Annotated in this window: 27 protein-coding genes and 1 pseudogene; 20 read left to right on the forward strand and 8 right to left on the reverse strand. The window is 62.9% G+C overall.

Annotation, left to right across the window (positions count from 1 at the left end):
- Window positions 1-371: 371 nt before the first annotated feature.
- Window positions 372-1,085 carry a DUF4396 domain-containing protein gene (locus HDG39_RS17190; protein ID WP_184007108.1) on the reverse strand — a complete coding sequence of 238 codons (714 nt, stop codon included), beginning with the start codon at window positions 1,083-1,085 and terminating at the stop codon, window positions 372-374.
- A 268-nt stretch (window positions 1,086-1,353) separates the two neighbouring features.
- Between HDG39_RS17190 and HDG39_RS17195 the strand changes: the two genes are divergently transcribed.
- Window positions 1,354-1,836 carry a cupin domain-containing protein gene (locus tag HDG39_RS17195; RefSeq protein WP_184007109.1) on the forward strand — a complete coding sequence of 161 codons (483 nt, stop codon included), beginning with the start codon at window positions 1,354-1,356 and terminating at the stop codon, window positions 1,834-1,836.
- Between the two features lie 258 nt (window positions 1,837-2,094).
- Here the strand turns inward: HDG39_RS17195 and HDG39_RS17200 are convergent, their stop codons facing one another.
- A complete protein-coding gene (locus HDG39_RS17200; protein ID WP_184007110.1) occupies window positions 2,095-2,241 on the reverse strand; it encodes a hypothetical protein in 147 nt (48 codons plus the stop codon).
- 270 nt (window positions 2,242-2,511) lie between these two features.
- Here HDG39_RS17200 and HDG39_RS17205 point away from each other — a divergent pair, with 270 nt between their 5' ends.
- The 5 genes from HDG39_RS17205 to HDG39_RS17225 all read left to right on the forward strand — a co-directional run bounded on the left by HDG39_RS17205 (window position 2,512) and on the right by HDG39_RS17225 (window position 4,660).
- Window positions 2,512-2,754, forward strand: coding sequence for a hypothetical protein (locus HDG39_RS17205; protein WP_184007111.1), 243 nt, complete (start codon window positions 2,512-2,514; stop codon window positions 2,752-2,754).
- A gap of 157 nt (window positions 2,755-2,911) precedes the next feature.
- Window positions 2,912-3,067 carry a hypothetical protein gene (locus HDG39_RS17210; RefSeq protein ID WP_184007112.1) on the forward strand — a complete coding sequence of 52 codons (156 nt, stop codon included), beginning with the start codon at window positions 2,912-2,914 and terminating at the stop codon, window positions 3,065-3,067.
- Between the two features lie 366 nt (window positions 3,068-3,433).
- On the forward strand, window positions 3,434-3,619 hold the full coding sequence (locus HDG39_RS17215; RefSeq protein WP_184007113.1) for a hypothetical protein: 186 nt from the start codon (window positions 3,434-3,436) through the stop codon (window positions 3,617-3,619).
- A 181-nt stretch (window positions 3,620-3,800) separates the two neighbouring features.
- Window positions 3,801-4,268 carry a universal stress protein gene (locus HDG39_RS17220; protein ID WP_184007114.1) on the forward strand — a complete coding sequence of 156 codons (468 nt, stop codon included), beginning with the start codon at window positions 3,801-3,803 and terminating at the stop codon, window positions 4,266-4,268.
- Between the two features lie 143 nt (window positions 4,269-4,411).
- Window positions 4,412-4,660 carry a hypothetical protein gene (locus HDG39_RS17225; protein WP_184007493.1) on the forward strand — a complete coding sequence of 83 codons (249 nt, stop codon included), beginning with the start codon at window positions 4,412-4,414 and terminating at the stop codon, window positions 4,658-4,660.
- Between the two features lie 27 nt (window positions 4,661-4,687).
- Here HDG39_RS17225 and HDG39_RS17230 read toward each other — a convergent pair whose 3' ends face one another.
- On the reverse strand, window positions 4,688-5,620 hold the full coding sequence (locus HDG39_RS17230; RefSeq protein ID WP_184007115.1) for a LysR family transcriptional regulator: 933 nt from the start codon (window positions 5,618-5,620) through the stop codon (window positions 4,688-4,690).
- A gap of 88 nt (window positions 5,621-5,708) precedes the next feature.
- Between HDG39_RS17230 and HDG39_RS17235 the strand changes: the two genes are divergently transcribed.
- Together HDG39_RS17235 and HDG39_RS17240 are read left to right on the forward strand one after the other, a co-directional pair.
- A complete protein-coding gene (locus HDG39_RS17235) occupies window positions 5,709-6,242 on the forward strand; it encodes a DUF8737 domain-containing protein (RefSeq protein ID WP_184007116.1) in 534 nt (177 codons plus the stop codon).
- Between the two features lie 273 nt (window positions 6,243-6,515).
- Window positions 6,516-7,328: a DUF4377 domain-containing protein gene (locus tag HDG39_RS17240; RefSeq protein WP_311666581.1), complete on the forward strand. Its 813-nt coding sequence runs from the start codon at window positions 6,516-6,518 to the stop codon at window positions 7,326-7,328.
- Window positions 7,329-7,458: 130 nt separating this feature from the next.
- Here the strand turns inward: HDG39_RS17240 and HDG39_RS17245 are convergent, their stop codons facing one another.
- The 4 genes from HDG39_RS17245 to HDG39_RS17260 are packed head-to-tail and all read right to left on the reverse strand — an operon-like array spanning window position 7,459 to window position 11,583.
- Complete coding sequence (locus HDG39_RS17245) at window positions 7,459-8,163, reverse strand: energy transducer TonB (RefSeq protein WP_184007117.1); 705 nt, start codon at window positions 8,161-8,163, stop codon at window positions 7,459-7,461.
- Window positions 8,164-8,194: 31 nt separating this feature from the next.
- A complete protein-coding gene (locus HDG39_RS17250) occupies window positions 8,195-8,593 on the reverse strand; it encodes an ExbD/TolR family protein (protein ID WP_184007118.1) in 399 nt (132 codons plus the stop codon).
- Window positions 8,590-9,216: a MotA/TolQ/ExbB proton channel family protein gene (locus tag HDG39_RS17255; protein ID WP_184007119.1), complete on the reverse strand. Its 627-nt coding sequence runs from the start codon at window positions 9,214-9,216 to the stop codon at window positions 8,590-8,592. Before HDG39_RS17255 ends, HDG39_RS17250 begins: the two co-directional genes overlap by 4 nt.
- Before the next feature lie 21 nt (window positions 9,217-9,237).
- Window positions 9,238-11,583: a TonB-dependent receptor gene (locus HDG39_RS17260; RefSeq protein WP_184007120.1), complete on the reverse strand. Its 2,346-nt coding sequence runs from the start codon at window positions 11,581-11,583 to the stop codon at window positions 9,238-9,240.
- A gap of 417 nt (window positions 11,584-12,000) precedes the next feature.
- Here HDG39_RS17260 and HDG39_RS17265 point away from each other — a divergent pair, with 417 nt between their 5' ends.
- From HDG39_RS17265 to HDG39_RS17295, 7 genes are all read left to right on the forward strand, one after another.
- Window positions 12,001-12,423 (forward strand): MarR family winged helix-turn-helix transcriptional regulator, encoded by a 423-nt coding sequence (locus tag HDG39_RS17265; RefSeq protein WP_018423513.1) that lies wholly within the window; start codon window positions 12,001-12,003, stop codon window positions 12,421-12,423.
- 83 nt (window positions 12,424-12,506) lie between these two features.
- Window positions 12,507-12,929 (forward strand): MarR family winged helix-turn-helix transcriptional regulator, encoded by a 423-nt coding sequence (locus HDG39_RS17270; protein WP_184007121.1) that lies wholly within the window; start codon window positions 12,507-12,509, stop codon window positions 12,927-12,929.
- Between the two features lie 81 nt (window positions 12,930-13,010).
- On the forward strand, window positions 13,011-14,111 hold the full coding sequence (locus HDG39_RS17275) for an HlyD family secretion protein (RefSeq protein WP_184007122.1): 1,101 nt from the start codon (window positions 13,011-13,013) through the stop codon (window positions 14,109-14,111).
- A 7-nt stretch (window positions 14,112-14,118) separates the two neighbouring features.
- Window positions 14,119-15,690 (forward strand): DHA2 family efflux MFS transporter permease subunit, encoded by a 1,572-nt coding sequence (locus tag HDG39_RS17280; RefSeq protein WP_184007123.1) that lies wholly within the window; start codon window positions 14,119-14,121, stop codon window positions 15,688-15,690.
- Window positions 15,691-15,699: 9 nt separating this feature from the next.
- Window positions 15,700-17,121 (forward strand): efflux transporter outer membrane subunit, encoded by a 1,422-nt coding sequence (locus HDG39_RS17285; protein WP_184007124.1) that lies wholly within the window; start codon window positions 15,700-15,702, stop codon window positions 17,119-17,121.
- A 243-nt stretch (window positions 17,122-17,364) separates the two neighbouring features.
- A complete protein-coding gene (panE, locus tag HDG39_RS17290) occupies window positions 17,365-18,300 on the forward strand; it encodes a 2-dehydropantoate 2-reductase (RefSeq protein ID WP_184007125.1) in 936 nt (311 codons plus the stop codon).
- 88 nt (window positions 18,301-18,388) lie between these two features.
- The gene (locus tag HDG39_RS17295) at window positions 18,389-18,688 is read left to right on the forward strand and encodes a hypothetical protein (RefSeq protein WP_184007126.1); all 300 of its coding nucleotides are present in this window, start codon (window positions 18,389-18,391) and stop codon (window positions 18,686-18,688) included.
- Window positions 18,689-18,712: 24 nt separating this feature from the next.
- Here the strand turns inward: HDG39_RS17295 and HDG39_RS17300 are convergent.
- Window positions 18,713-18,901: pseudogene (locus tag HDG39_RS17300) on the reverse strand (carboxymuconolactone decarboxylase family protein); the annotation flags it as partial.
- Window positions 18,902-18,986: 85 nt separating this feature from the next.
- Here HDG39_RS17300 and pdxR point away from each other — a divergent pair.
- The 5 genes from pdxR to HDG39_RS17325 all read left to right on the forward strand — a co-directional run bounded on the left by pdxR (window position 18,987) and on the right by HDG39_RS17325 (window position 25,048).
- Window positions 18,987-20,474 (forward strand): MocR-like pyridoxine biosynthesis transcription factor PdxR, encoded by a 1,488-nt coding sequence (pdxR, locus tag HDG39_RS17305; RefSeq protein WP_184007128.1) that lies wholly within the window; start codon window positions 18,987-18,989, stop codon window positions 20,472-20,474.
- A 375-nt stretch (window positions 20,475-20,849) separates the two neighbouring features.
- Window positions 20,850-21,302 carry an HU family DNA-binding protein gene (locus HDG39_RS17310; protein WP_184007129.1) on the forward strand — a complete coding sequence of 151 codons (453 nt, stop codon included), beginning with the start codon at window positions 20,850-20,852 and terminating at the stop codon, window positions 21,300-21,302.
- Between the two features lie 413 nt (window positions 21,303-21,715).
- The gene (locus tag HDG39_RS17315; protein ID WP_184007130.1) at window positions 21,716-23,125 is read left to right on the forward strand and encodes a circularly permuted type 2 ATP-grasp protein; all 1,410 of its coding nucleotides are present in this window, start codon (window positions 21,716-21,718) and stop codon (window positions 23,123-23,125) included.
- 159 nt (window positions 23,126-23,284) lie between these two features.
- The gene (locus HDG39_RS17320; RefSeq protein ID WP_184007131.1) at window positions 23,285-24,235 is read left to right on the forward strand and encodes an alpha-E domain-containing protein; all 951 of its coding nucleotides are present in this window, start codon (window positions 23,285-23,287) and stop codon (window positions 24,233-24,235) included.
- Between the two features lie 12 nt (window positions 24,236-24,247).
- Window positions 24,248-25,048, forward strand: a complete 801-nt coding sequence (locus HDG39_RS17325; protein ID WP_184007132.1) for a transglutaminase family protein — start codon at window positions 24,248-24,250, stop codon at window positions 25,046-25,048.
- Window positions 25,049-25,156: the final 108 nt, after the last annotated feature.

Consider the following 25,156-nt stretch of genomic DNA (forward strand, 5'->3'; position numbering starts at 1 on the left):
GACGGAGGTCGGCCAACTATTGGCCCCGCAACTCATTGTCGAGCAGAACGCGAATAAAGCCGAATCGCGTTGACTGTCTGTGGCCCGGAACGCTGATCGATCAACTACCATTATTGCCCTGCTCGCGCAATTCAGGCTTCGATGTCGCGTTTGTGCCGGTCTTTGCCGCGCTCGCGCATCGGTGTGGCAAGTACTCTCATGGGCTTCGTAATGGCTATCTGGATCAGGAATTCTCGGCACGGGGAAAGCGCGAACAATTCCAGTGCCTTTACCGCGTGACTTGCAGAACCCCCATCATTGTCACCGCGTTTCGCTGCGCGATATCGCGATAGCAGTTGTTGAACAGGACGACAGCTTGGAGCACTGCGGATTCACATCTTCTCCTTCACCCCCGAACGGATCAGCCACCAATTGACGGGGTAGCTGGTGGCGAATCCTGCGAGCATGGCGAGCTGCATGGCGAACCAGAACTCCGGGCTCGCGACTTTCGCGATACCGCCGTAAGCCGGTTTGAACCAGAGAAACTGGATGACGGCCATGAGTCCATACATGCCAACCTGCCACGCCGTAATCGAGGCGATATCGGCTTTTGCCGCCGCCAGCACACCCGCGCCAACTGACAGCCCGCGCATCGGTTTGATCGTGAAGTACTGAAACACGATGCCGATCAGAAAGGCGACGATAAAGTCCGGAATCCAAACGGCAAACGTTTTTTCGTTAAACACCGTGTGCCACCCGAACCAGACCGCCAAGGCGGGAAAGGCGAAAGCTGACCATTCGACGATGATGTCGCCAAGCGTACAGCCGGCACCGCAGTGACTGGTTCCTTTCATTACCATCGCTGCGAACGGCTGCGTCTCATTCTTCTTCCCGGCTTCCGGAGCGTTGCGCCCCCACGAGTAGTAGGCAGCAACCCAGATGACGGTACCGAACAGTGCCGTCAGCGGCCACGCGAGATTCATGATCCACATCTTCTGCGGGTGTCCAACTTCGTCGACCACGATGGCGACCGCACAGATCGCGCCCAAAACGATCCACGCAACTGAAAGAGTGTGCAGCCAAGAGGGGAAGGTTCCGTAGGTCATCGCTGTTCGTGCTGGCGGCCTTGATGTCGCGCCGGGAGCAAGCCGCGTTCCCATCCGGTGACCGGTGTTGGAGGCAAGTCGACCCTGAGCCGACGGTGGACCCAGTAGCACATATTCGGCAGCTTCCAACTACAGCGGCCATTCACTCCTGCCAGTCGCTCGGCGGGTCACCGGCCGAAGTGGCCATGGCCGAGATTGGCCGCGAGTCACGGCTAACGTCCGTTCCTAAACCGCTATTATCGATGTTCGCCCTAAAGGAGAACAACCGATGAGCCGACCAGATTTCATCAAACACTGGACTGAACTCGAAGAACCGGATGCGCATTCCTATCCCGCCGACACCGAGCCAATGGCGCTAGACGCGCCGCTTTCCGCCGCACTCGGCATTACGCGTATTGGCATTCATCATGTGAGGCTTCTGCCCGGCCGGCGGACGTCATATCCGCACGCAGAAAGTACCGAGCAGGAGTTTGTGTACGTGCTCGAGGGCAAGCCCGATGTCTGGATCGACGGCGTGCTGCATCCCATTGCTGAAGGCGATTCCGTCGCGTTTCCGGCAGGCACCGGAATCTGCCACACCTTCATCAACAATACGAAGGACGAAGTCAGGCTGATGGTGATCGGCGAACGTCCGCGCGACGACAACCGTATTCGTTACCCGCTCAACGAAGCGCACGAACTTACCCGCGCGGACCGCTGGGTGGCCTGGCCCGCTAGACCACTCGGCGACCATAACGGGATGCCGGACTGAGGCTTACGCGGATGACCGCAATGGCCGATGAAGCACAATTCGTCCTCGCGAATTGAATGGCCGCTTGCTGGGGGCGGATTCAACATCTGAACGTCCGCGCAACGGTGCGGGCGAATGACGCTTCATGTCGAAATGCGTCCGCAACCCAGGCTCCCGGCGCGATTGTCGGCGACCCTCGCGCAGGATCTGGTGGACCGCTTTGGGGCCGGCCGGCGACATCCGCGTCGGTCTAGCGAATTCGCGCCAGCAATCCGGCCGTCACGTTCCTTCGCCGTGGCTCTGCGGTCCGGATACGCCCTGCGATTGCTGCTCCCACCGGGTGATTACATCAAGGCGGCGAAAACCATAACGCTGTTCAAGTGCGTCGAGCGTGGCGCAGCGGCGCAGTTCGTCAAAATGCAGCACGGACTCTCGGAGATTCCATGCGCGCGAGAGCGCCGGTAGGTGGCGGCGCCAGTGCTTCTGTTTTTCTCCGATCACCTGCGCGAGCCCTAGTCGCGCACTCAGGCGGTTCGGTCTATTGTGTAGCTCCCTGGGACGATCGTCGTCGGCGGCCGCACATCGGACGGCACTGGGGGTAACGGTGTTGAATGTGCGATGGCGGATTCAGTTCGTTGCCGGTATTCAAGTGAGTTCAGCCATAATGTAGAAAACGTCGCCGGAGTTGGCCCGCTCATGAAGTCCCGTTGCTTTGCAGCAGTTCTTGTCGTTCTCGCTACCGGCTGCACAGCGACTCCGGCGAACAATCAGCCGGCGGTCGATACGAACGCCTACATTCTGCACGCTCCAGACGGCGCACCGTCCGCTGACTCCACGTCAAGACCACCGAGACTCACCGTCGGCACCAGCTATTCCGACACGCAACTTATTCTGCCCTGGTTCCTCAATGACCTGATCGACTTCGTGAACTATCGCTAGTCTGGTGCGCGGGGGGCAAACCATCAAACAGTCCCTCGGGTGACGAGACCGTATTCAGCGTTCCTTCGCGTCGCAAGGCGGTCAACGCAACGACCGAACGGCGAGAAGGGGGATTTTCGCTCTAAGCGTTATCCAACGGGCAACGGAGCGAAAGCTCATGCCGATCTGGTTCGATCGCATCGCACGACTGGAAAGTGACTTCGGGCTAACGATTCACCGAACGAAGTCCGTGCATCAGTTGGCCAACGAGGGTAAGGCTTACGAGTACGACGAGACGGTGGCCCATTGGGCGCTGTCATCGGACTACCCCTAGTCGACCCTGATGTTGCCCATTGACTGGCAGTTGTCGTCCGGTGCTTTCGAGCAGGGCGCCGGCCCGCAGTAAGGCTATGTGCAAGGATTCCATCAACCTACGACTCCCGCCCGCGTCCTCACGAGGGCCAGCGGGCGTTTCTTCCTGTGCTTTTCGGTGTGGTTCGGAACGCGGAATTTTCCTCGGTATGCCCGCTTGCGTGCATCGCCAGCGGCAACAAAAGGCGCGCGGGGCGATCCTGTGGTTAGCGTGGCTAGAAACAGCCGGCGGGCGTGACAGTAGTACCGGCGTGACAGCGCGTATCACTCAAATCGGCTAGGTGAACTATGATGGTAGAAGCTGCATTCATCAGCGCAGGAGCACATCATGACCTCCAATCCATCCGCTGAGCCGACCGGCACCTCTTTCGACCCCGCGCAAACTTCCGCCGGCAAGACTCGCCAGCCCGATCCGAAGGGCCTGCAAAATCCGGCCCCAGACGACCTTCCTAACGCCGACGCGGCAGAGCCCGAGCCTCACGAACACCTCCCGTCCAGAAGCGACGACAACTGATTCAACACCGCAGGTGCCGACGTCGTCCGCATGACAATCCACGCGGCAGGTTCGCGAGTGGATCGCACATGCTTTCGCGCCGACGCCGTGAAGTCGGGGAGCGCTCGCGGTTCACGCAAATGGCTCGATGCATTTCGTCCAACAAAGTCACGGCCAAGTTTGAACCGCACAGGAGCAGATCATGCAGAACGTGCTGGTAGGTTATGACGGGTCGGCGTCCGCGCAATATGCCGTTGCTTTCGCGGTCGATCTCGCGAAGCGTTTCGACGCGCGCTTGTATGTGCTCGTCGTCGCGCGCACGCCGGACTGGGGTGCGATAGAAGTTGAGCGAAAAAGTCTGATCGATCTGGAAGTGCGCCATGCCACCGCGATTCTCGACGACATCAAGGCGAAGCTCGCCGCTTCGATCGGGGCCGTGGAGTTCGATCTCGTGGTCGGCCCGCCGGCAAAGGAGATCGTGCTGTACGCGGAGCGGCATGCTATCGACCATCTCGTGGTGGGGCATCGCGGACATACGCCGTTCGATCGCTGGCTGATCGGTTCGGTCGCCCGCCAGGTGCTCGCCTACGCGCCGTGCGCGGTCACCATCGTGCGCGATCCGGCGACGATGAAAAAATCGCGGCATGAGAGCGAAGCACCATCGGCATAAAATCCGCGCCTGGCCGATCACGCACACGGCTTGCGCGATTGTGACCATGTAGCGCCTATGGCGTCTTCCGGCCAGCGCTCGTCGAGTGCTCACCCGATCTCTCTCCGGTCATTTACAGCCCGTTAGGGCAACACTGGAGAATCATGAAATTGCAAAAGATCAAAGCTGGGAAACTGCTGCAGATGATGGGCTCAGGACAGACGCGACCGATCGAGCAAGCTGGAAGCGGCTTGAGCGTGGAGGCGCTGAGAACGCTTGCGTTGACGAACAAAAGCTCGCATGGCCGCGCCTATCAGCTCGCTGCCGAAACGCCGGAGCTCGTGATTCGCATGCTGATCGTGGGTTACTGCTTCGGTGTACGGTCCAAGCGACGGCTATGCGAAGACCTTTGAACTTCCTCGACGACATCATCAACTTCGTCAACTATCGCCAGGCATCGATCGCGTCGCGCGGCTCTTCACATGATCGATGAACGCACGCAGCTTCGGCATGATCTGGCGGCGGCTCGGATAGTAGAGAAACACGCCCGGGACCATCGGCGCGTACGCCTTCAGAACGTCCACCAGCTTTCCCGTTCGCAACCCCTCGGCGGCCATCGGCTCGGGTAGCTGAGCAAGGCCAATGCCTTCGATCGCCGCGCCCAGCACGCTCGGAAAATCGCTGGCGATGAAAGGACCGGAGACGGCGATCTCGATCGGCTGGCCGTTATCGTTGAACGACCACAACGCGAGCGCGCCGCTGGAGCGCCGCCAGCGAATGCATGCATGCTCGCGCAGATCGTCCATCTGCTCGGGGCGGCCGCGCGCCGCGAAATAGTCGGGACTTCCCACGACGACAAATCGGAACGGTGCTGTGAGCGGCACCGCGACCATGTCGGCGGCGACGAACTGACCGAGCCGGATGCCGGCGTCGAAGCCTTCCATCGCGAGATCGATCAGTTCTTTGCTGGCCGCTATTTCCACCTCGACCTCGGGATTGGCCTTGCAGAATGACGCGATCAGCGGCTCCAGCAGGATCGGCACGACTGCACGCGGCACGGAAAGACGCAACAGGCCGGACGGTCGCTCGCCGAGTCCGCGCGCCACCTCGCTGGCGGCGACGAGTTCCTCGAAGGCGGGCTTGGCGCGAGCGAGAAAGCGCTCGCCGGCTTCGGTCAAGCCGACGCTGCGCGTGGTGCGGATGAAGAGCGTCGCACCGAGGCGGCCTTCGAGCACACGCACCGCCTGACTGACGGCCGACGGCGTCACGCCCAGTTGCGCAGCGGCCCCGCGAAAACTGCGTTGCTCGGCAACGCTGAGGAAGACTTCGACGCCGTCGAGCGCGCCCTGCCTGACTGTGAAGTTCTGCTTCATAGCCTGTCAACATTGTGAGGAATAGTCACCCGCGCGAGACGATGGTACACCTAAGACCTGCGCATCCAACATTTGACAAGGAGGCACCATGTCACCGCGACTTCTGTTCCAGTTGCACCTCGTTTTGGGCTATGTCGCCTGGCTGCTGTGCTTCGGCACCTACGTGTGGCCGAAGCTCAAGTCGATGGCTCCGTTCGACGCGCAACGCGCGATCGCTACGTTGCACAGCTTCCGCTTCTTCGGGCTCGCCTTTCTGTTGCCTGGTGTCGTCGGTCCGCAACTGTCCGCGAGCTTCGCCGTGTTCGCCGCCTATGGGGATTTCGCCACGGGAGTGCTGGCGATGCTGGCGTTGATGACGGCCCGGATACGTCCGCTTTTCTGGTCGTTCGTCGTCGCTTTCAATCTTGTTGGTATGGCCGACCTGATCATCGACTACTACCACGCAACCGCGGCCGATCTGCCCGCGCATGCAGGCGAACTGGGCGCCTTGTACGCGATTCCGATCATCTATGTGCCGACGCTGGCGATCTCGCATGTTGCCGCCTTCTATCTGATGTTGCGCCCTCGGCTGAAGCGGCGTCACGCCCGTCCTTCCGTCGGCCGTGACATTTCCCAGGCGTAGCCTGCTGCACTGGCCGCAGTTCGGCCACGTAACGAGGAATCCGATCAGCATCGAGCGACGTTTTTACGTCTTCCACCTGCGTTATGCTGTCGGTCGTCGAGTCGATGCTCGCGGCCTGAACTAAGCAGGTGCGCAAACCCGGCCTGATGCGGCCGGGTGGTACCCTTCACTGGCACTTCCGGCTTTCGTGCATGCGACCTGATTCTCGCGTCCCTTGGCCCGACGACGCGAGCAAACGCCCGGAACGACCACTGAACTCAGCGAGGTGCCGACGTGAAATACTGCATGCTATTGCTGCCGCTCGTTCTCGCCGCCTGCGCACAGGCACCGGAAGTGACAGCGCCGGCGCCATCGGCAACCACGGCGGCCGCCAACCCGGCGTCGCCGACCGGCACCGATCTGCTGACGCGGTACCACTGGCAACTGAAGAACGCGATCGATCGCAATGGCACGCACATCGATGCCCTGTTCGTCCGCCCAGACAGGCCAGTGCAGCTCGACTTCAGTCCGTACCGGATCACCGTCGTCAATGGCTGCAACAGCATGGGAGCGGGTTACACCGTCAGGAAAGGGCATTTGCAGATCGGCCCGATGGTCAGCACGATGATGGCCTGCCACGATGCCGCGCTTGCCGCACTCGACGATGCGATCTCGCAGCGTGTGCGTGGCAGCGTCGACGTGACCCTGCTCGCGCGGGACAACGCGCCGAGCCTGCAACTGATCACCGATAGCGGCGACACGCTGAGCTTTACCGGTGTGCCCACGGCCGAGACGCGCTACGGCAGCCCCGGTCAAATAGCGTTCCTTGAAGTGGCGGCGCAGTCCGTGCCGTGCAACCATCCGTTGATGCCGAACGCGCAATGTCTGCTCGTGCGCGAACGCTTCTTCGACGAGCAGGGCCTGGCGACCGGCACGCCTGGTCCGTGGCAACCGTTGAATCAGGATATCGAAGGCTATACGCACACGCCGGGCATCCGTAACGTCGTGCGCGTGAAGCGTTTCACAGTCAGGAACCCGCCTGCCGATGGGCCGTCGGTCGCATATGTGCTGGACCTGGTCGTCGAATCGGAGAAGGTGGGGCAGTAACGCCTCCTCAAACGTGCCGCCAGCCACATTGGCGGCCTCCTGGGTCGACGTTGGTTGCGATGTACAACGAGGCTCACTGTAGACGTGAACGTCGCGGCGAATTTCACCTGTGCAAGCCAGTAGGCGCTGTTCAACTGACGTTGAAATGCACGCGGATGTTTTGCGTGCTTTCGACGGGCCGGCCATCGCGCAGCGCGGGAAAAAAGCGCCAGCGCCGCAACGTGTCGAGCAGCAGCTGATTGAGACGGGGGTTCGGCGTCGCGTGAATGAGCTCGACATCGACCGAGCCGTCGGCGTGGATCGTGAAGCGGGCTGTCGCGATCGTCTGATAGGCCTGCTCGCGCAAGTCGTCGGGCAGCGTCGGTAGCGGTTGCGATATGGAACGGGCGGCGGTGTTGGAGCTTGCCGAGGCGGCTGGAGCGGCGTCGCGCTGTGCGGATGATTGCTGCGATCCCGCGGCGGCCGTTTGTTCCGGCTGATCATCTTGCGACGGGCGTTGTGCCTGACTAGCAACCGGTGCCGACGGCGCTGCGGCAGCGGGCGTCGTCAGCGTCTGCGGCCTGGTTGGCACAGGCGGCATCGCGCGATGCGCTGATGTATGCGATTGCGTCTGCGCGTGCCTCGGCGCCTGTTCGGCTGGAACCGCAACCGGAGTTTGCGACGGACGGGATTCAGGCGGCGCAGGCTCGTCGAGCACGACCACGCGCATATCCAGTGGAGCAGGCGGTGGGGCTGGCTGACTCGACTTCAGCAATCCGGACGACAGCGCAGCGAGCACCAGAAGCCAGATACCCAGCGAGATCAGACAAGCGACGGCGGTACGCAGCGTTCCCACAACGTGCGCCTCGGACAACTCGCGGCAAGCTTTAATCACGATGCACGGCGATCAGAAAGTGTTCGGCGCCCGCGCGTCGCGCCGCGAGCATGGCCTGCACGACCGCGCCGTGACCCGCGTGATCGTCGGCCGCGATGACGACGTTGCCGTCCGCGCGCAGCAGGCGCTTCACTTCAGGCTCGATCTGATCCGCGCGAACGACGTGGCGATTGACCGAGACCTCGTCGTTGCCGTTCACCGATATCGTCAGCGGCTCGCTCGTGCTGATCGGCTGCGCGCGTCCCGAAGGCAGATTGATCCGCACCGCGTCGAGACGTTGCATCGCCAGCGAGGCGAGCATGAAGGTCGCGAGCAGAAAGAACATCACGTCGATCATCGGAATGATTTCGATGCGGCCGCGCCGCGAGGCGCGCGAGCGTTTGAGTTTCATCCGCGCTCGCCTCGCGCCTCTTGTTGCAGGCGCAGCGCGCTGAGTCGCGCGTTGGCGAACAGTTCGAGTTCATCCATCAGACGCTCGAGCCGCCGTGAAAAATAATTGAACGCGAACAGTGCGAAGACCGCGACGATGAGTCCGATCGCGGTCGCCACCAGCGACTGCGCCACCCCGCCCGTGACGCCGCCCGGATCGACGAGCCCATTGCCGCCGAACAGCTGGAATGACTTCATCATCCCGACGATCGTGCCGAGCAAGCCGAGCAGAGGAGCCGCCGTGACGATCGTCTCCAGTAGCCACAGACCGCGGCCCATGTCGCGCTCGATCTGCGATGCGATCGATTGCGCCGACGCCTCGCGCAGCCACAGCGGCGAGTCTGATTCCGACAGCCACGGCGCGGCCATGCGCCGAAACGCGTGGTGCGGGGCGAGACGGTCGAGACGGTTGTCATCGGCTGACGACGTGGGTTGCAAAAGACGCGCCGGTGCGCTTGCGAAGCGGGCAAACACATACGCCCGCTCGATGATGATGGTCAATGCGAGCACGCCGAGCACGCTGAGCGGATACATGATCCATCCGCCAGTGCGCATCGCCGCGATAAAGCCTGTCCATTCCTGCATGATGGTTCTCCCTGCCGTCGATCAGAAGTACTTGGTCACGCCCGCATAAACCGCGAAATGCGGACCGTACTGCGGCGCGCCGACGCCGATGCCCGAGCCGTCACGCAACTCGTACACGCGGTTGAATGCGTTGATCACGACCAGACGCGCGTCGATCTTGCCGATCATCGGCTCGTTGAAGTGCTGGATTACGCCGAGGTTGAACTGCGCATAGACGGGCAGGCGGTCGGTGTTCGCAAAGCCGCTGCGCAGGCCGGAGCCGACGATTCCGTCGAACGTGAAGGTGGTTTGGTGGAAGTCGTATGCCGCGCCGAACGATGCGGTCACGCGCTGGTCGTGATCGAGGTACACCCAGTTGTTCGAGATGTACGCCAGTTCGTCCGCACCGAAATTGAACTGCGCGGAGTTGATGTTCTTGCCTTGCGCGCGGCTATACGCGAGGTTCAGATACGCGGAGAGATTGTCCTGTTTGTAGTTGGCGGTGAATTCGACGCCATACGTTCTGCCGTACTGGTAGTTGAACGGCGCGTAGATCAGGGCGGAACCGAACTGTCCTTCGTCGAGCAGGTCGGTCGATTTCTTGTAGTACGCGTCGAGTCCGAGCGTGACGGCAGGGCCGAGTTTCTGCGTGATGCCGAGATCGAAATAGTGGCTGCGTTCCGGCTTTACGGGATCGTTCTGCGTTACCGAACTCTGATTCGTCGTGCCGTCGAACTTCGATATCGTCGAGCCGGACACGAGTTCGAACGGCGGCGGCGTGAAGTAGCGCGCGTAGCCGGCGTGCAGCGTCGTAGACGGCGTGAGCGTGTAGACGAGGCCGACGCGTGGGCTCAACTGGCTCGCGCTCGTGTACTCGTCCATCCGGTCGTAGCGCAAGCCATAGTTCAGCGTGAGCCGGTCGGTCAGCTTCCATTCGTCCTGCGCGTACAGGCTGTAAAGATAGCCGGTCTTGCTGCTGCTGTCCTGGATGTTGAAGGGCACGTCGGAGAGCTGGTTGCCGTCCGCGTCGGCGGGGAACACAGACACGTTATTGTCGAATACCGCATGTTCCTGCTGGAAGAAGACGCCCGCGCGAATCGTGTGACTGTCGTTGACGCGCCAGGTCGTATCGACCTGCACGCCGTTGGCCGTGTTGCTATGGAAGTCCTCCGAGGCTACGCCGTTGAACATCAGGTCGCCGATCGGATCGGGGTTGAACTTCGTGCGCGTATAGCGGGTAAAGAAGGCGACCTGGTAATCGAGCGCGCCGCCGTTGGTGCCTTGAAGCGCGACCGCCGCGAAATTGTTCAGCTCCGATTGCGTTTCGTTCAGTTGCGACGAATCGAACGTGCTTTGGCCGTTGAGCGCGAAGTTCGGCGTGAGCCCCGGCGTGTTCGGAATCTCGAACTGGTTGCTGGTCGCGCCGAACAACAGACTCACACGAGTGAGCGGATTGATCAGATACGACAGATAGCCGAATGCATTGCCCTGGCGCGTGTGATCGTGAATCGCACTGGCGCTCGCCGTCGGATTCTCGATGCCGAGATTGTTCATGCCGAGCGAGCCGCTCAGGTAGTAGCTGAACGGTCCCTCGCTGCCGAACACGTCGGCGCTCGTTTTGACGGTCTGATGGCTGCCGCCGAATACGTCGATCGAGCCGCCGCTGCCCATGTCGCCCGATTTGGTGAGGATGTCGACGATACCGGCCGTACGGTAGCCGTACTGCGCGGGCAGGGCGCCCGTGAGCAGGTTCATTTGATCGATGATGCGCGTGTCGAGCGACTGGCCGAAGCCGCTGATCGGCTCCGGAATGATGATGCCGTTGATCCGGTATTGCAGATTGGCGTGCTCGCCGCGCACGTGCAGCTGGCCGTACGAGTCGTTGGCGACGCCGGGCGCTTGCAGCAGCACCTGATTGAGCGGCGTGTTCGCGCCCGCCGGCATCGTGGCGATATCCGCCTGCGTGAAGCGATAGACGCTGCTGCCCGTTTCGGGCAGCAAGCCGTTGCGGGCAGCGTTCAGTCGTTGTGCGTTGACCTGCACGTCGAGTGTGTCGCTCTTTTGCAGTTGTACGCTGACGCTCGCCGGGGCGTCGGACTGGGCGGTCGCGATGCTGCTGCCGCTTGCAAAACCGGCCGCGGTGACGACGACCGCATACGTGCCGGGCGCCACGCCGTCGATCGAGAAGTGGCCCGACGTGTCCGTGTTCGACGCGCCGATGGAGGCGCCGCTCGCGTCCTGTACCTCCACTTTCGCGTGAGCGACGGGATGGCCCGCGGGATCGGAGACCGTGCCCGTCAATATGGCGTTGCCTGGCGCGCCCCATGCGTTCGAGATGGCGGTACAGAACACGATCGCCGCCTGTGCGGTCAGTGTGCGTTTTTTCATTGTTGTTGCTTGCGCTATGGACGATGCGTTGATGAACAGAAGCGTTCGGCAAAAGCTCACCCACCTCGCCCCTGGCCGGCAGGGGAAGGACAGGCGAACTGGAGGTTGACGACGCGCGATAGCAGGCCGGTCGATCAGGCCTACTTTTCGATGAGAACGGTAATGGCGATGACGGTCATAAGTGGTCGTTGAGCATGGACTGTCCGCTCATAGGTCGGACGGATTTTGTTGGACGTCGCAGTGGGCCCGTGTGAAAAACGGCGGGGCTGGAGCGCCAATTTTTGGTCATGTTATAACATAACAATTGCAGCTGGCAAGTCGCAAGATAAAGGCCGCTGTAGCGCAACGGGTGAGGCATTTGCCCGTTGCCATTCGAGAAACTTGACACAGTGCATATGCACACATAGACTTCGCTCCATGAACCGTCCTCTCTCCTACGACGAATGCAACTGCTTCGCGCTGCGCCAGGCGGCGCGGCACGTCACGCAGATGTACGAGCGCCATCTCAGCGGCGTCGGGCTGACCGCTGCGCAGTTCACGATCCTCGCGAAGCTCGCGCGCACACCGAACCTGCCTATGGCGGAGCTCGCGGACGCGATGGTGATGGAGCGCACCACGCTGGTCCGCGCGATGAAGCCGCTGCAGCGCGACGGCCTCGTGCTGGCCGAGGCGGCGGACCACGACAACCGCACGTTGCTGTTCAGCCTGACGGAAAAAGGCGAGACGACGTTCGATCAGGCCTCCGTCGCATGGCGCGCCGCGCAGGACGAATTCGAAAAGAAGTTCGGCCGCGCCCGCGCAAAGACGCTGCGTACCGAGCTGTTCAGCATCACCGATTAGATCGCGCGCAGGAACCCGCTTCGGCGGGTCTTATGACGCCGTTTAATGTGCATATGCACTAACTAGCAAAGGAAGTGAAGCGAATGGAAGCGCTTTTCGACGACGACTGCTTTGCGATCCGCCAGGCCGCGCGTCACGTATCGCAGATCTACGACCGGCATCTGTCGAATGTCGGGCTGACCATCACGCAGTTTTCGCTGCTGGGGCGCCTGAAGCGTACCGGTCCGATGACGATGAAGCAGATCGCCGAGGCCATGCGCATGCAGCGCACCACGCTGGTCCGTACGATCCAGCCACTGCGACGCGACGGAATGGTGTCGAGCGAGGCAATGGGCGCGGATGCGCGCGCGCTGCTGATCTCGCTGACCGCCGAAGGTGAAGAGCGCTTGGCCGCGGGCCGCGCGCACTGGTATGCCGCACAGGCCGAATTCGAACACCGCTTCGGCGAGGAGCGCGCGGCAGCGCTGCGCACCGAGCTGTTTGCCATCACCCGGGATTTGCTTTGACATAAACGCTGAAGGTAGCGGAGGCCGGCGCACTGCGCCGTTTTTTTCAACCTGATGAGTGCATACGCACATATCGATACTATGTCCACAACTCCTTCGACCGTCGCGCCGCCAAGCGCGGTACAACCCGCCAGACAGGCGCGGCGTATCCCGTGGATGCTGCTTGCGATCCTCTCCGTGCTCGTCGCGCTGGCGCTGGCCACTTCGTACTGGTTCTTCGTCGGCCGCTTCGTCGAGAGCACCGACGATGCGTACGTCGGCGGCGACGTCACGGTGATGGCGCCGAAGGTCAACGGCTTCGTCACCGACGTGCTCGTGCGCGACAACGAGTTCGTGCACGCCAACCAGGTGCTGGTGCGTCTCGATGCCCGTGACTACGACGCGCGCCTCGCCCAGGCCAGCGCCGAAGTGGAGAGCGCGCAGGCCGCCGTCACCGAACTCGAAGCGAAGAAATCACTGCAACTCGCGGCGATCAACGAGCAGGCCGCCGAGGTCCGCGCGTCGGGCGCCGAGCTCACACGCAGCGCCGCCGACCAGACGCGCTACCGCGAGCTCGTGAAAGACGACGCGGTGTCGAATCAGGTCGTCGAGAAGGCCGACGCCGATCTGACCAAAGCGCGCGCCGCGGTCGATCGCAGCAGCGCGGCGCTGCTCGCGGCGCAACGCCAGATCGCGGTGCTCGACGCTCAGATCGGCGACGCGAAAGCGCGCATCGCGACCGCGCAGGCCGCGCAGCGCGTCGCCGCGTTGAACGTCGAGTACACGACGATCCGCTCGCCGATCGATGGCTATGTCGGCAATCGCACCGCTCGCGTTGGGCTGCTCGCCAACACCGGCGTGTCGCTGCTGACCGTCGTGCCGGCGAGCGGTCTATGGATCGACGCGAACTTCAAGGAAGATCAGCTGCGCAAAATGCATTCGGGCGACAGCGTCGATGTCGAACTCGATGCGTCGAGCACAAAGCTGCACGGCGTGGTCGACAGTCTTGCACCGGCGACCGGTGCGACCTTCAGCGTCTTGCCCGCGGAAAACGCGACCGGCAACTTCACGAAGATCGTGCAGCGCGTGCCGGTGCGCGTGCGCCTCGACGTGCCGAAGGACATGCAGGGCGTGCTGCGTCCGGGCCTGTCCGCGACCGTCAAAGTGCACCTCGATGCGGGCCATTCGGCCGCGCAGGGATGAACCGATCATGACTCACGCTTTTGACAACCCCGCCGACCAGCCGACCCGCACCAAGGTCTTCGCATTCGCGCTGATGTGCGTCGGTTTTTTCATGGCGACGCTCGATATCCAGATCGTCGCATCGTCGCTGCGCGATATCGGCGGTGGACTGTCCGCGAGTCAGGATGAACTCTCCTGGGTTCAGACCTCGTATCTGATCGCGGAGATCATCGTGATTCCGATGTCGGGGTGGCTCACGCGCGTGTTCTCGACGCGCTGGGTCTTCACCTTCTCCGCGTTCGGCTTCACGGTCACCAGCATGCTGTGCGGTCTCGCGTGGGACATCAACTCGATGATCCTGTTTCGCGGTCTGCAAGGCGCGCTCGGTGCCGCAATGATTCCGACCGTGTTCACGACCGCGTTCGTACTGTTTCCCGGCAAGCAGCGTTTGATCGCATCGACGACGATCGGCGCGCTCGCGTCGCTTGCGCCGACCATCGGCCCGGTGATCGGCGGCTGGATCACGTCGCAATGGTCGTGGCACTGGCTGTTCTATCTGAACCTGGTGCCGGGCGTCGCCGTCGCGCTGTTGGTGCCGAAGTACGTGAATATCGACAAAGTCGATCTGTCCTTGCTGAAAAAGGGCGACTACTTCGGCATCTTGCTGATGTCGGGTTTTCTCGGTTGCCTCGAATACGTGCTCGAAGAGGGACCGCGCAAAAACTGGTTCGGCGACGACGTGATCGTGCTGTGCGCGTGGGTCGCGGCGATCTGCGGGTTTCTGTTCCTCGTGCATGCGTTCACCGCGAAGGAACCGATCGTCGATCTGCGCGCACTGGCGTTGCGCAATTTCGGTATCGGCAGTCTGCTGTCGTTCATTACCGGGATCGGCATCTTCTGCACCGTGTTTCTGACGCCGGTGTTTCTTGCGCGCGTGCGCGGCTTCGATTCGTTGCAGATTGGTCTCGCGTTGCTGTCCGTTGGCTGTTTTCAGTTGCTCGCGCTCGCCGCCTACTCGACGCTCGCGCGCTTCGTCGATATGCGCATGCTGATGGTGTTCGGACTCGCGCTGTTTGGCATCGGCTGCTATCTGTACGTGCCGTTGACGAACCAATGGGGCTGGCAGCAGTTGCTGATTCCACAAGCGTTGCGCGGAATCGGCCAGCAATTCTGTATTCCGCCGATCGTGACGATGGCGCTGGGTGCGTTGCCGCCGTCGCGGCTGCGCTCCGCTAGCGGGCTGTTCAATCTGATGCGTAATCTCGGCGGTGCGATCGGCATCGCGGTCAGCAGCACGATGTTGAACGACCGTCTGAACCTGCACTACGAACGGCTCGACGAACATCTGAATGCGGGCCGTCCGGTCGTCGAATCGATCCTGCAGAAGCAGGCCGAGTATCTGTCGGCCGTTGGTGGTGATGTCTTGAACGCCGCGAGTGCGGGGCTAGCCGAATTGCACGCGGCATTGATGCGCGAAGCGCTGGTGCTCGCATTCTCGGACGCCTTTTTGGCGGTTGCGCTGTGCTTCGTGGTCGGCTTGCTGAGCGTGCTGTTTTCGCGCCCGTTCGGCAACACCGCGCCACCGCCCGATGCCCATTAGGAGACCAACATGAAACGAATCGTGATGAAGTTACTGGCGAGCGCGGCGTTCCTGACGCTCGCGGCCTGCGCGGTGCAACCCGCGACGCACGCGGATTTGCCGCATACGGTGCAGACGCTCGCGCCGGCCGCGTGGAGCGTCGACGCGCCGCAAGACAGCGTGAACACCGATGCCTGGTGGGCGCAATTCGGCGACCCGGTGATGCATCAGCTGATCGAATCGGTGTTGACCGGCAACCTCGACGTACAGGCCGCGGCCGAACGCGTGAAGCAGTCGCAGGACCTGGTGACGCAGAATCGCGCGGCGCTGCTGCCGGAGCTGAATGCGAACGCGGGCGCATCGACCGAGCGGCAGAACACGCCGCCGCCGCTCGGCTATGTGCGCCAGGCCGGCTTCGGCCTCGCCGCGAGCTGGACGCCGGACGTGTTCGGCGGCGAACGTCTCGCGGTGCTCGCCTCGCAGGCACAGGTGTCGGGTAGCGTTGCGGCGCTGAACCAGTTGCGGCTCGCGCTCGCCGCGAACACGGCGGCTGCGTATATCGATCTACGCTGGGCGCAGGCGCAATTGCAGATCCTCGACGACAACGAGCTGATTCGCAGCCGCGCGCTGAAGCTCACGCAGGAGCGTCTGCATTACGGACTGTCGACGCAGCTCGACGTCGCCCGCGCGCAGAATCAGTTGCAGGACTTGCAGGCGCAGATTCCGCGCATGCAATCGGCGGTGCAGCATCAACTGAGTCTGATTGCCGTGTATTCGGGGCGTACGCCGGAAAGCCTCGATGCGCTGCTGCTTTCCAACGCGCGCGAGATTCCGGTGCCTGCGCAAAGCGCGCCGCAGGTGTTGCCGTCCGACGCGTTGCTGCATCGACCCGACGTGCGCACCGCCTATGCGCTCGTCGAACAGCGTGCGGCGGAAGTGGGGGTATCGAAGGTGCAGCGCTATCCGCAGTTCAAGATCAACCTGACGAATGGGCTGCTCGCATCGTCGTACCTTGGCTTGCCGACGCTGACCGATAACCTGTTCAGCGCTGCATTGAATGCGACGAGCCCGATCTTCAACGCCGGGCGCATCACCGCGAACATCGACGCGAGCGAGAGCCGCATGCGCGAATCGCAGCTCGGCTTGCAGCAGACGATGTTGCAGGCGCTGAAGGAAGTCGAGGACAATCGCAGCGATCTCGTCAGCGGCGCGGTGCAGGTGCAGCGCCTGGCCGGTGCGCTCGATGCCTCGAATCATGCGCTGCGTCTGTCGACCGAGCTGTACAAGGGTGGCGCCTCGAGCTTCCTCGATGTGCTCGACGCGCAGCAAGCGTATCTGCGCGACTCGGAGTCGCTGAATCAGGCCCGGCGCGAGCACGCGCTTTCGGCGATCGCGCTGTATCGGTCGCTGGGGGGCGGGTGGGAGCAGGGGGAAACGGTGGCGGCGCAGTGAAGGCAGCGACATGAAAGCGTATGGGAGGGTTGAAGTCCGATCAAGCATTTCGCAATACGGTGGGTGGACCTGCCTCGCACGCACCATCTGGCCGACACCACCCGCCTGCTGGCAACGCTCCCCGGAACCGATCCCCCAATCTTTGCTACATTCCTGCACAAGCACCGAATACGCGGCACCATGAAGATGCGTCCGCCAGCGACGCGCATGATCGGCAAATCGAAATCCTTCAAGAGGCTCAAGATGCGAATTCTGGTAGTAGGAGCGGGCGCGCTAGGCGGTTATTTCGGCGGACGTCTGGCGGCGGCGGGGCAGGACGTGACCTTCCTCGTACGCGCCGGTCGCGCGGAAAAGCTACGGAGCGACGGCCTCGTCATCAACAGCCCGCGCGGCAACCTCCAGTTGCCCGACGTGAAGACGATACTGGCCGGTGTCGCCGCCGAGCCGTTCGACCTCGTGCTGCTGAGCTGCAAGGCCTACAGTCTCGACGACGCGATCGATTCGTTCACGCCGTTCGTCGGAGAAGACACGCTGATCCTACCGATGCTCAACGGCATGCGCCATATCGACGTGCTGACCGCGCACTTCGGCAAGGAGCGCGTGCTCGGCGGTCAGTGCGTGATCGCCGCGACGCTCAATGCCGAGCAGCACATCATGCATCTGAACGACATGCACGCGATCACGTTCGGCGAACTCGTGGGCGGCACCTCGGAGCGCACCGAGGCGCTTGCCGATGCAATGTCCGGCGCGAACTTCGACGTCGCGGTCAGCGACAACATCCTGCTGCGCATGTGGGAAAAATGGGTGTTCCTCGCTACATTGGCCGCGAGTACGTGCTTGATGCGCGGTTCGGTCGGCGATATTCTGGCTGCGCCGGACGGCAAGCGCGTGATTGAGAATCTGCTCGGCGAATGCCGCGCGGCGGCCGAGCACAACGGCTTCACGATGGCCGCGGACTTCGACGTGCGCGCTACCCAGGTGCTGCTGACGCCGTCGCCGCTGACCGCGTCGATGCTGCGCGACGTCGAAAACCGCTCGCACACCGAGGCGGATCATATCCTCGGCGACCTGATCTCGCGCGGCGGCGACGCGCAAAAGGGCGAACACGGCGTGTCGCTGCTGCGCATCGCCTATAGTCATCTGAAGACGTACGAAGCTCGCCAGACCCGCACTTCCTGACGCCTCGCCGCGGCCGACGCGAACGCGGATCGGGCGGATGGCGCGACGCACGCGAGCGCCGCCGCAACCTGACGATCGGAGGTCAAGCATGCCGGCTCCAACTGGATCGGTGCCCGCGCTCAGCGCCGCTTCCGCGACCGTGTTCTCGATCGGCATCGTGTTTCTCGGCTACTGGGGTATGTATGAGCCGACTGCCTGGCACAAGGCCGACGTCGTGGTCTTTGTGCTCGCGCTGGCCGGCTTCGCGTGCCTGGGCCTCGTGCCATGGATGGCGACGAGTCCCGTCGAGCCGGAGAACAGCGACTCACGCGTGCGTATCGCGCGGCATCTGTTTCTCGCGGGCGTGACCGCGATCTGGTTCGCGGTGGCGGTTTCCGTGATCTTCTGAAGCTCCGCGAAGACGCGCCGCCGCTTACTCCGGCATCTTCCTGAACGACACCGCAATGCGGTTCCAGCCGTTGATCGCAATGATCAGCAGCGTCAGGTCGCTGATTTCCTGCTCGCTGAAATGCGGCTTCACCGCGTCCCATACCGTATCCGGCACGCGCGTTTGCGCGACCAGCGTCACCGCCTCCGTCCATTCGAGCGCCGCGCGTTCGCGCGTCGGGCGTCCGTGGCGGTAAGCTTACGTTCGCCACTGGTCGGTCGAAATAACCATTTCGCCGGTATTTGAGGTAACCACCCGAATGGACATTCACATCGCGCTCGAAGGCCATCACGATCTGTCCGGACAGATTTATCGGCAGTTGCGCGCGGGCATTCTCGAAGGGCGCCTTGCCGGCGGCACGCGTCTGCCGTCCACGCGCGATCTCGCGACGCAGCTCGGTGTGTCGCGCAAGACCACGCTCGACGTATTCGAGCGGCTGCTGTCAGAAGGTTATCTGAGCGCCCGCGCCGGTTCTGGCACCTTCGTCGCCGACGGACTCGAACGGTTGCCGGCCGAGCGTTCGGCCCCCGCGCGCGCGGCGGCTCGTTCGCGCGAGCGGGCCGCCGCGCAAGCGAAGGCCGCCGCGCGCGCGCAGCCGCTGTGGGAGCAGATGCCCGACAGTCTGCCGTTGCCGCGGCCGTCGGTGCCGTCGCCGCTCGACTTCATCGGCGGCGCGACCGACAAGACGCTGTTTCCCTTCGACGTCTGGCGCCGCTGCGTGAATCATGCGCTACGCGGCCAGGCGCGCAGCCCCGGCACCTATCGCGACGCCGCGGGGGAGCAGCAGCTGCGGCTCGCGATCTCGCGCTACCTCGCTTTCAACCGTGCGGTGTCGAGCAACTGGGAAGACGTGATCGTCACGCAGGGCGCGCAGCACGCGCTCGATCTGATGGCGCGCATCACGCTGCGGCCCGGTGAAATCGCGGCCATCGAAGACCCCGGCTACCCGCCCGCGCATGCATGCTTCAAGGTGACCGGCGCGCGCGTGGTGCCGGTACCGGTCGATCGCGAAGGCCTGATCGTCGGCAAGCTGCCGGACAAGGCACGGCTCGTCTACGTGACGCCTTCGCATCAGTTTCCGCTCGGTATGCCGATGAGCCTCGAGCGTCGCGTCGAACTGCTCGAATGGGCGCAAAAGCGCGGCGCGGTCATCATCGAGGACGACTACGACTGCGAGTACCGTTTCGAAGGCCGGCCGATGGAGCCGCTGAAGAGTCTCGATCGTGCCGGCCTCGTCGCCTACGTCGGCACGTTTTCGAAGACGATCTTCCCCGAGCTGCGCATCGGCTACCTGGTGCCGCCCGCGTCGTTGCACGGCCCGCTGCTGAAGGCGCGGCAGATCGCCGATTGTCACGGCTGCACGCTGACGCAAGCGGCGCTTGCGTCGTTCATGCTCAATGGCGACTTCGCGCGCCATTTGCGGCGTATGCACAAGGCTTACGCGGCCCGCCGCGCGATGCTGCTCGAGCATCTGCAAGGCGGTCTCGCGCGCTGGTTCGAGCCGATCGTGCCGACCGCCGGCATCCATCTGGCGGCGCGGCTCAAGGGGCCGTTGGCGTCGCTCGGCGAAGAGGTGCTCGTTGCCGCCGCGCGTGAAGCGTCGATCGGCCTCTATGGACTCGCGCCATTTCACCACCGCGTGACACCGCAGCCTGGCTTGATCTTCGGCTATGGCAGCATCGCGGCCGAACATATCGACACGGCGTTGACGAGGCTCGCCGACATCCTGCAGCGCATCGCACGCTGAAACGGAGCTTGCCGCAAGCGAGGCGTAGGCATCGTCGAAATGTTGGGGGGTGCGTTGCTTGACGCGTCAAACGAAGAAAATGCCCTGTTTCAAGGGGCGAAAACACCGGCTCGCCCGACGCAACCGCCTCGAAATGGCGGCCGAAACGAACTGTAACGAGCGTTACTCCTGCATGTCAAAGAGCTCGCCACGCACGTTTTAGCCGCTAAAACAGGTACTAAAACGTGTTGCACCGTTGGCGCCGCGCAAAAAACTTCATCGCAATACATAAAAGAGTCGCGCAAATCGCTTTAGCGCTTGTAGAATCCGGCGTTGAAGCGTGCACATACGGTGTGCGCTTCGAGCAATTCACTGACCACAACAGGTAGGAGAAACATGCCGACTTCCGCAAAAAAGGTGGCCAAGAAGGCTGCTGCCCCGGTACCGACCAAGAAGGTTGCTGCAAAGAAAGTTCCTGCGAAGAAAGCCGTCGCAGCCAAGAAGGTCGCCGTGAAGGCGTCTGGCGCACCGGCGCCGATCAAGGACACCTTCACGAAGGCCTCGTTGGCAGCTCACATCGCTGAACGTGCTGCAGTGGAACCGAAGACCGCCAAGGCCGTGCTGGCCGCGCTCGAAGACACGATCCTCGGCACGGTGCACAAGAAGGGCGCTGGCGAATTCACGCTGTCGGGTCTGCTGAAGATCGTCGTGCAGGCTGTGCCGGCGAAGAAGAAGCGCTTCGGCAAGGACCCGTTCACGGGTGAAGAGCGCTGGTTCCCGGCCAAGCCGGCCAGCGTGCGCATCAAGGCACGCGCGCTGAAGAAGCTGAAGGACGCAGCGACAGCCTGAACGCGTTGCTCGCACGACTCAGGCGTCGGCATAGCGCTGTTGCGTTTAACCATGCCTGACGTTTGAGTGCGTGAAAAAGCGCCTGCATGCAGGTGATCGAAGTCCCCGTGGATGAAGATTCACGGGGACTTTTTTTGTGCGCTCGCTTCGTAGTGCGTGTCGAGTCCATTGGCGAAACGGCAAGCGCGCCTCTCATAGTGTGCTCCCTGATGGCGCGCACGCACCTGACTGGCGCATGATGATCCACGACAGTACGATCAAGGCAATCCGACGCCCTGCGGATGCTCCGTTAGCGGGCACGTCAACGCGCTCTATCCCGACATATTGAATGGCATAGCGCTTGCTTGATCGAAGGTCGAATACCGAATGCGCAGCGCATTCGCCTTCTATTTGACAACAAGACTGGGGCTGAGATGCGATGCTACGACGAGATGCGCCATCGCGACGATGGCGTGCGGCCGCATTACGCGCGCTTTGAGCGATGGTTGGACAGTCAGGGCGATGAAGCGATCGCACGCAAGCGCGCGGAAGCGGACCTGCTGTTCCGGCGCGTCGGCATCACGTTCGCAGTGAACGGCGACCTGTCAGGCACCGAGCGGCTGATTCCCTTCGATCTTATTCCGCGCATCATCCCGCGCGGCGAATGGCAGACGCTCGAAGCGGGTTTGCGACAGCGCGTGCAGGCTCTCAATCTGTTTATCCACGACGTCTATCACGATCGCAACATCGTGCGCGCGGGCATCGTGCCGGCCGAGCAGGTCTATACCAACGCGCAGTATCGTCCCGAGATGCAGGGCGTCGACGTGCCGCTCGGTGTTTACGCGCATATCGCGGGCGTCGACGTGGTGCGCGCCGGCGATGAAGGCGAGTTCTACGTACTCGAAGACAATCTGCGTGTGCCGTCGGGCGTGTCGTACATGCTCGAAAACCGCAAGATGATGATGCGGCTCTTCCCCGAGCTGTTCGTGCAGAACCGCATCGCGCCGGTCGCGCATTATCCCGATCTGCTGCTCGATACACTGCGCTCGGTCGCGCCCGTGGGCGTCGACGATCCGGTCGTCGTCGTGCTGACGCCGGGCATGTACAACTCCGCGTATTTCGAGCATACGTTCCTCGCGCAGCAAATGGGCGTCGAGCTCGTCGAAGGCAAGGATCTGTTCGTCGACGACAACTACGTGTTCATGCGCACCACGCAAGGACCGAAGCGCGTCGACGTGATCTACCGGCGCGTCGACGACGATTTTCTCGATCCGCTTGCGTTTCGCCCCGACTCCGCGCTCGGCGTACCGGGTCTGCTCACCGCATATCGCGCCGGCCGCGTCGCGCTCGCGAACGCGATGGGCACAGGCATCGCCGACGACAAATCGATCTACCCGTACGTGCCGGACATGATCGCGTTTTATCTCGACGAAAAGCCGATTCTGAACAACGTACCGACCTATCAGTGCCGTAAGCCCGAGGATCTCGCCTATACGCTCGCGAATCTGCCGGAGCTGGTGGTCAAGGAAGTGCACGGCGCGGGCGGCTACGGGATGCTGGTCGGCCCTGCCTCGACGAAGGCCGAAGTCGAGGCCTTCCGCGAGCGGCTGATCGCGCGTCCGACCGGTTATATCGCACAGCCCACGCTGGCGCTGTCCGCGTGTCCGACTTTCGTCGAATCGGGCATCGCGCCGCGCCATATCGACCTGCGACCGTTCGTGCTGTCGGGCAAGACCACCACGATGGTGGCGGGCGGCCTCACGCGGGTCGCGTTGCAGGAGGGCTCGCTCGTCGTGAATTCATCGCAGGGAGGCGGGACCAAGGACACCTGGATGGTCGACTGACGCGGTTGCCGCCGCGCTTCTCGCCTCGCTCGCAACAGAGCAAAGCAGGGCGCGACACTCGCAACCTGATGCGCCGCTGGCGCTCAACGGATAACCAGCGCGGACTTTCGTCGCTGACGAAGGCCTCGCGCGTTCAGATCACAGACATGGAACGCCGTCATGCTTAGCCGAACCGCCGATCACCTCTTCTGGATGGCCCGCTATATGGAGCGCGCGGAGAACACCGCCCGCATGCTCGACATCAACCTGAAGGCGCAACTGCTGCCGCAGACGCCCGAACAGGAGGCTCGCGCGCAGCGCTCGGTGCTGCTCATCTCCGAGCTCGAAAGCGCCTTCGCGCAGCGCTACGACGAACCGACGCGCGACCACGTGCTCGACTTCATGGTCGCCGACGCATGTAATCCGTCGAGCATTCATTCGTGCCTGCAGGCCGCGCGTGAAAACGCTCGCGCGGTGCGCGGCACGCTGACGACCGAGTGGTGGGAAACCATCAACGACACGTGGCTCGAATTCAACGAGCGGCTCGCGAGCGGGCAGGCCGCGAGCAATCCGGGCTCGTTGTTCGAGTGGGTCAAGTTCCGCTCGCATCTGTCGCGCGGCGTGACGATCGGCACTGCGCTGCAGGACGACGCGTTCTTCTTCACGCAGCTAGGCACGTATCTGGAGCGCGCCGACAACACCGCGCGGATCCTCGACGTGCGTTTCGCCAACGTCGAGCCGAATTCGCGCGACGCGGCCCGCCAGCTCGAGGACTTCTATTACTGGACCTCGATCCTGAGTTCGGTATCGGCGCTCGAGATCTATCGCAAGGTATATCGCGACGTCGTGACGCCCGCGCGCGTCGTCGAGCTGATGATCCTCAATCAGCGGATGCCGCGCTCGCTGCTCGCCTCGCTCGACGGCGTGTGCAGCAATCTCGCGATGCTGCGCACGTCCGGCTCGAACCAGTGCGAGCGCTTCGCCGGCAAGCTGCGCGCCGACCTGTTGTATGCCGACATCCGGCAGATTTTCGAAAGCGGTCTGCACGCCTATCTGACGCAGTTCCTCGCTCGCGTGTTCGATCTGGGCAATCTGGTGGCGCGTACTTATCTGATGCTGCCAGTGGCCTGACGGAGTTTTCTCATGTACCTGACGATCCGCCACGACACCTCTTACCGCTACGAAGCGACGGTTCACTATTCGATCCAGCAGTTGCGCCTGACGCCCGCGAGCGGCGCCGCACAGACCGTGCGGCGCTGGAACATCGACGTGCCGGGCAAGCTCGACGCGACGCTCGACGCCTACGGCAACGTGCTGCACACGCTCGTCATGAACAAGCCGCACGACGAGATTCATCTGCGCGTGTCGGGCGAGGTCGACACGATGCCGCTCGTCGATGGCGTGCTGCGTGATCCGCCCGGGCCGATTCCGCTCGAGCATTTCACCTGCGCGACGCGTCTGACCGAAGCCGACGGCGCGATCCGCGAACTGGCGGAGTCGGTGGCGAATCTGGCGAACCCGGCAAGCCTGCTCACGCTGTCCGAGCAGATCGTGCAGCGCGTGCAGTACCGGCCCGGCGTCACCGAGGTTACGAGCACGGCCGCCGAGGCGCTCGCGCTCGGCAACGGCGTGTGTCAGGACCATGCGCATCTGATGCTCGCGTGCTGCCGCGCGCGCGGCGTGCCGGCGCGCTACGTGAGCGGATATATCGAACCCGGAGACGTACCGCATGGCGCGAGTCACGCGTGGGTCGACGTATGGCTCGAAGGCAAAGGGTGGATTTCGATCGACGTCACGCATGCCGGGTTTGCCAGCGAGATCTACTGCCGGCTCGCGGTCGCCCGTGACTATGAGGCGGCGGCACCGGTGCGCGGCCGACGCATCGGCGGACTCGAAGAGGAGCTTCACGTGGCGGTGGCGGTCAGCGCGCAGATGCCGCAGTAGCCGCGTTGCAACGCCAACGCGCGCGACGGCATTTAACACTCCTGCCAGGCGTTCGGAATCAGCTGCCAAAAGGCTGCAAAAAGGGCTGCAAAAAAGGCTGCAAAAAAG

The sequence above is a fragment of the Paraburkholderia lebeckiae genome, from assembly GCF_014201005.1.
GTDB classification, from domain to species: domain Bacteria; phylum Pseudomonadota; class Gammaproteobacteria; order Burkholderiales; family Burkholderiaceae; genus Paraburkholderia; species Paraburkholderia tuberum.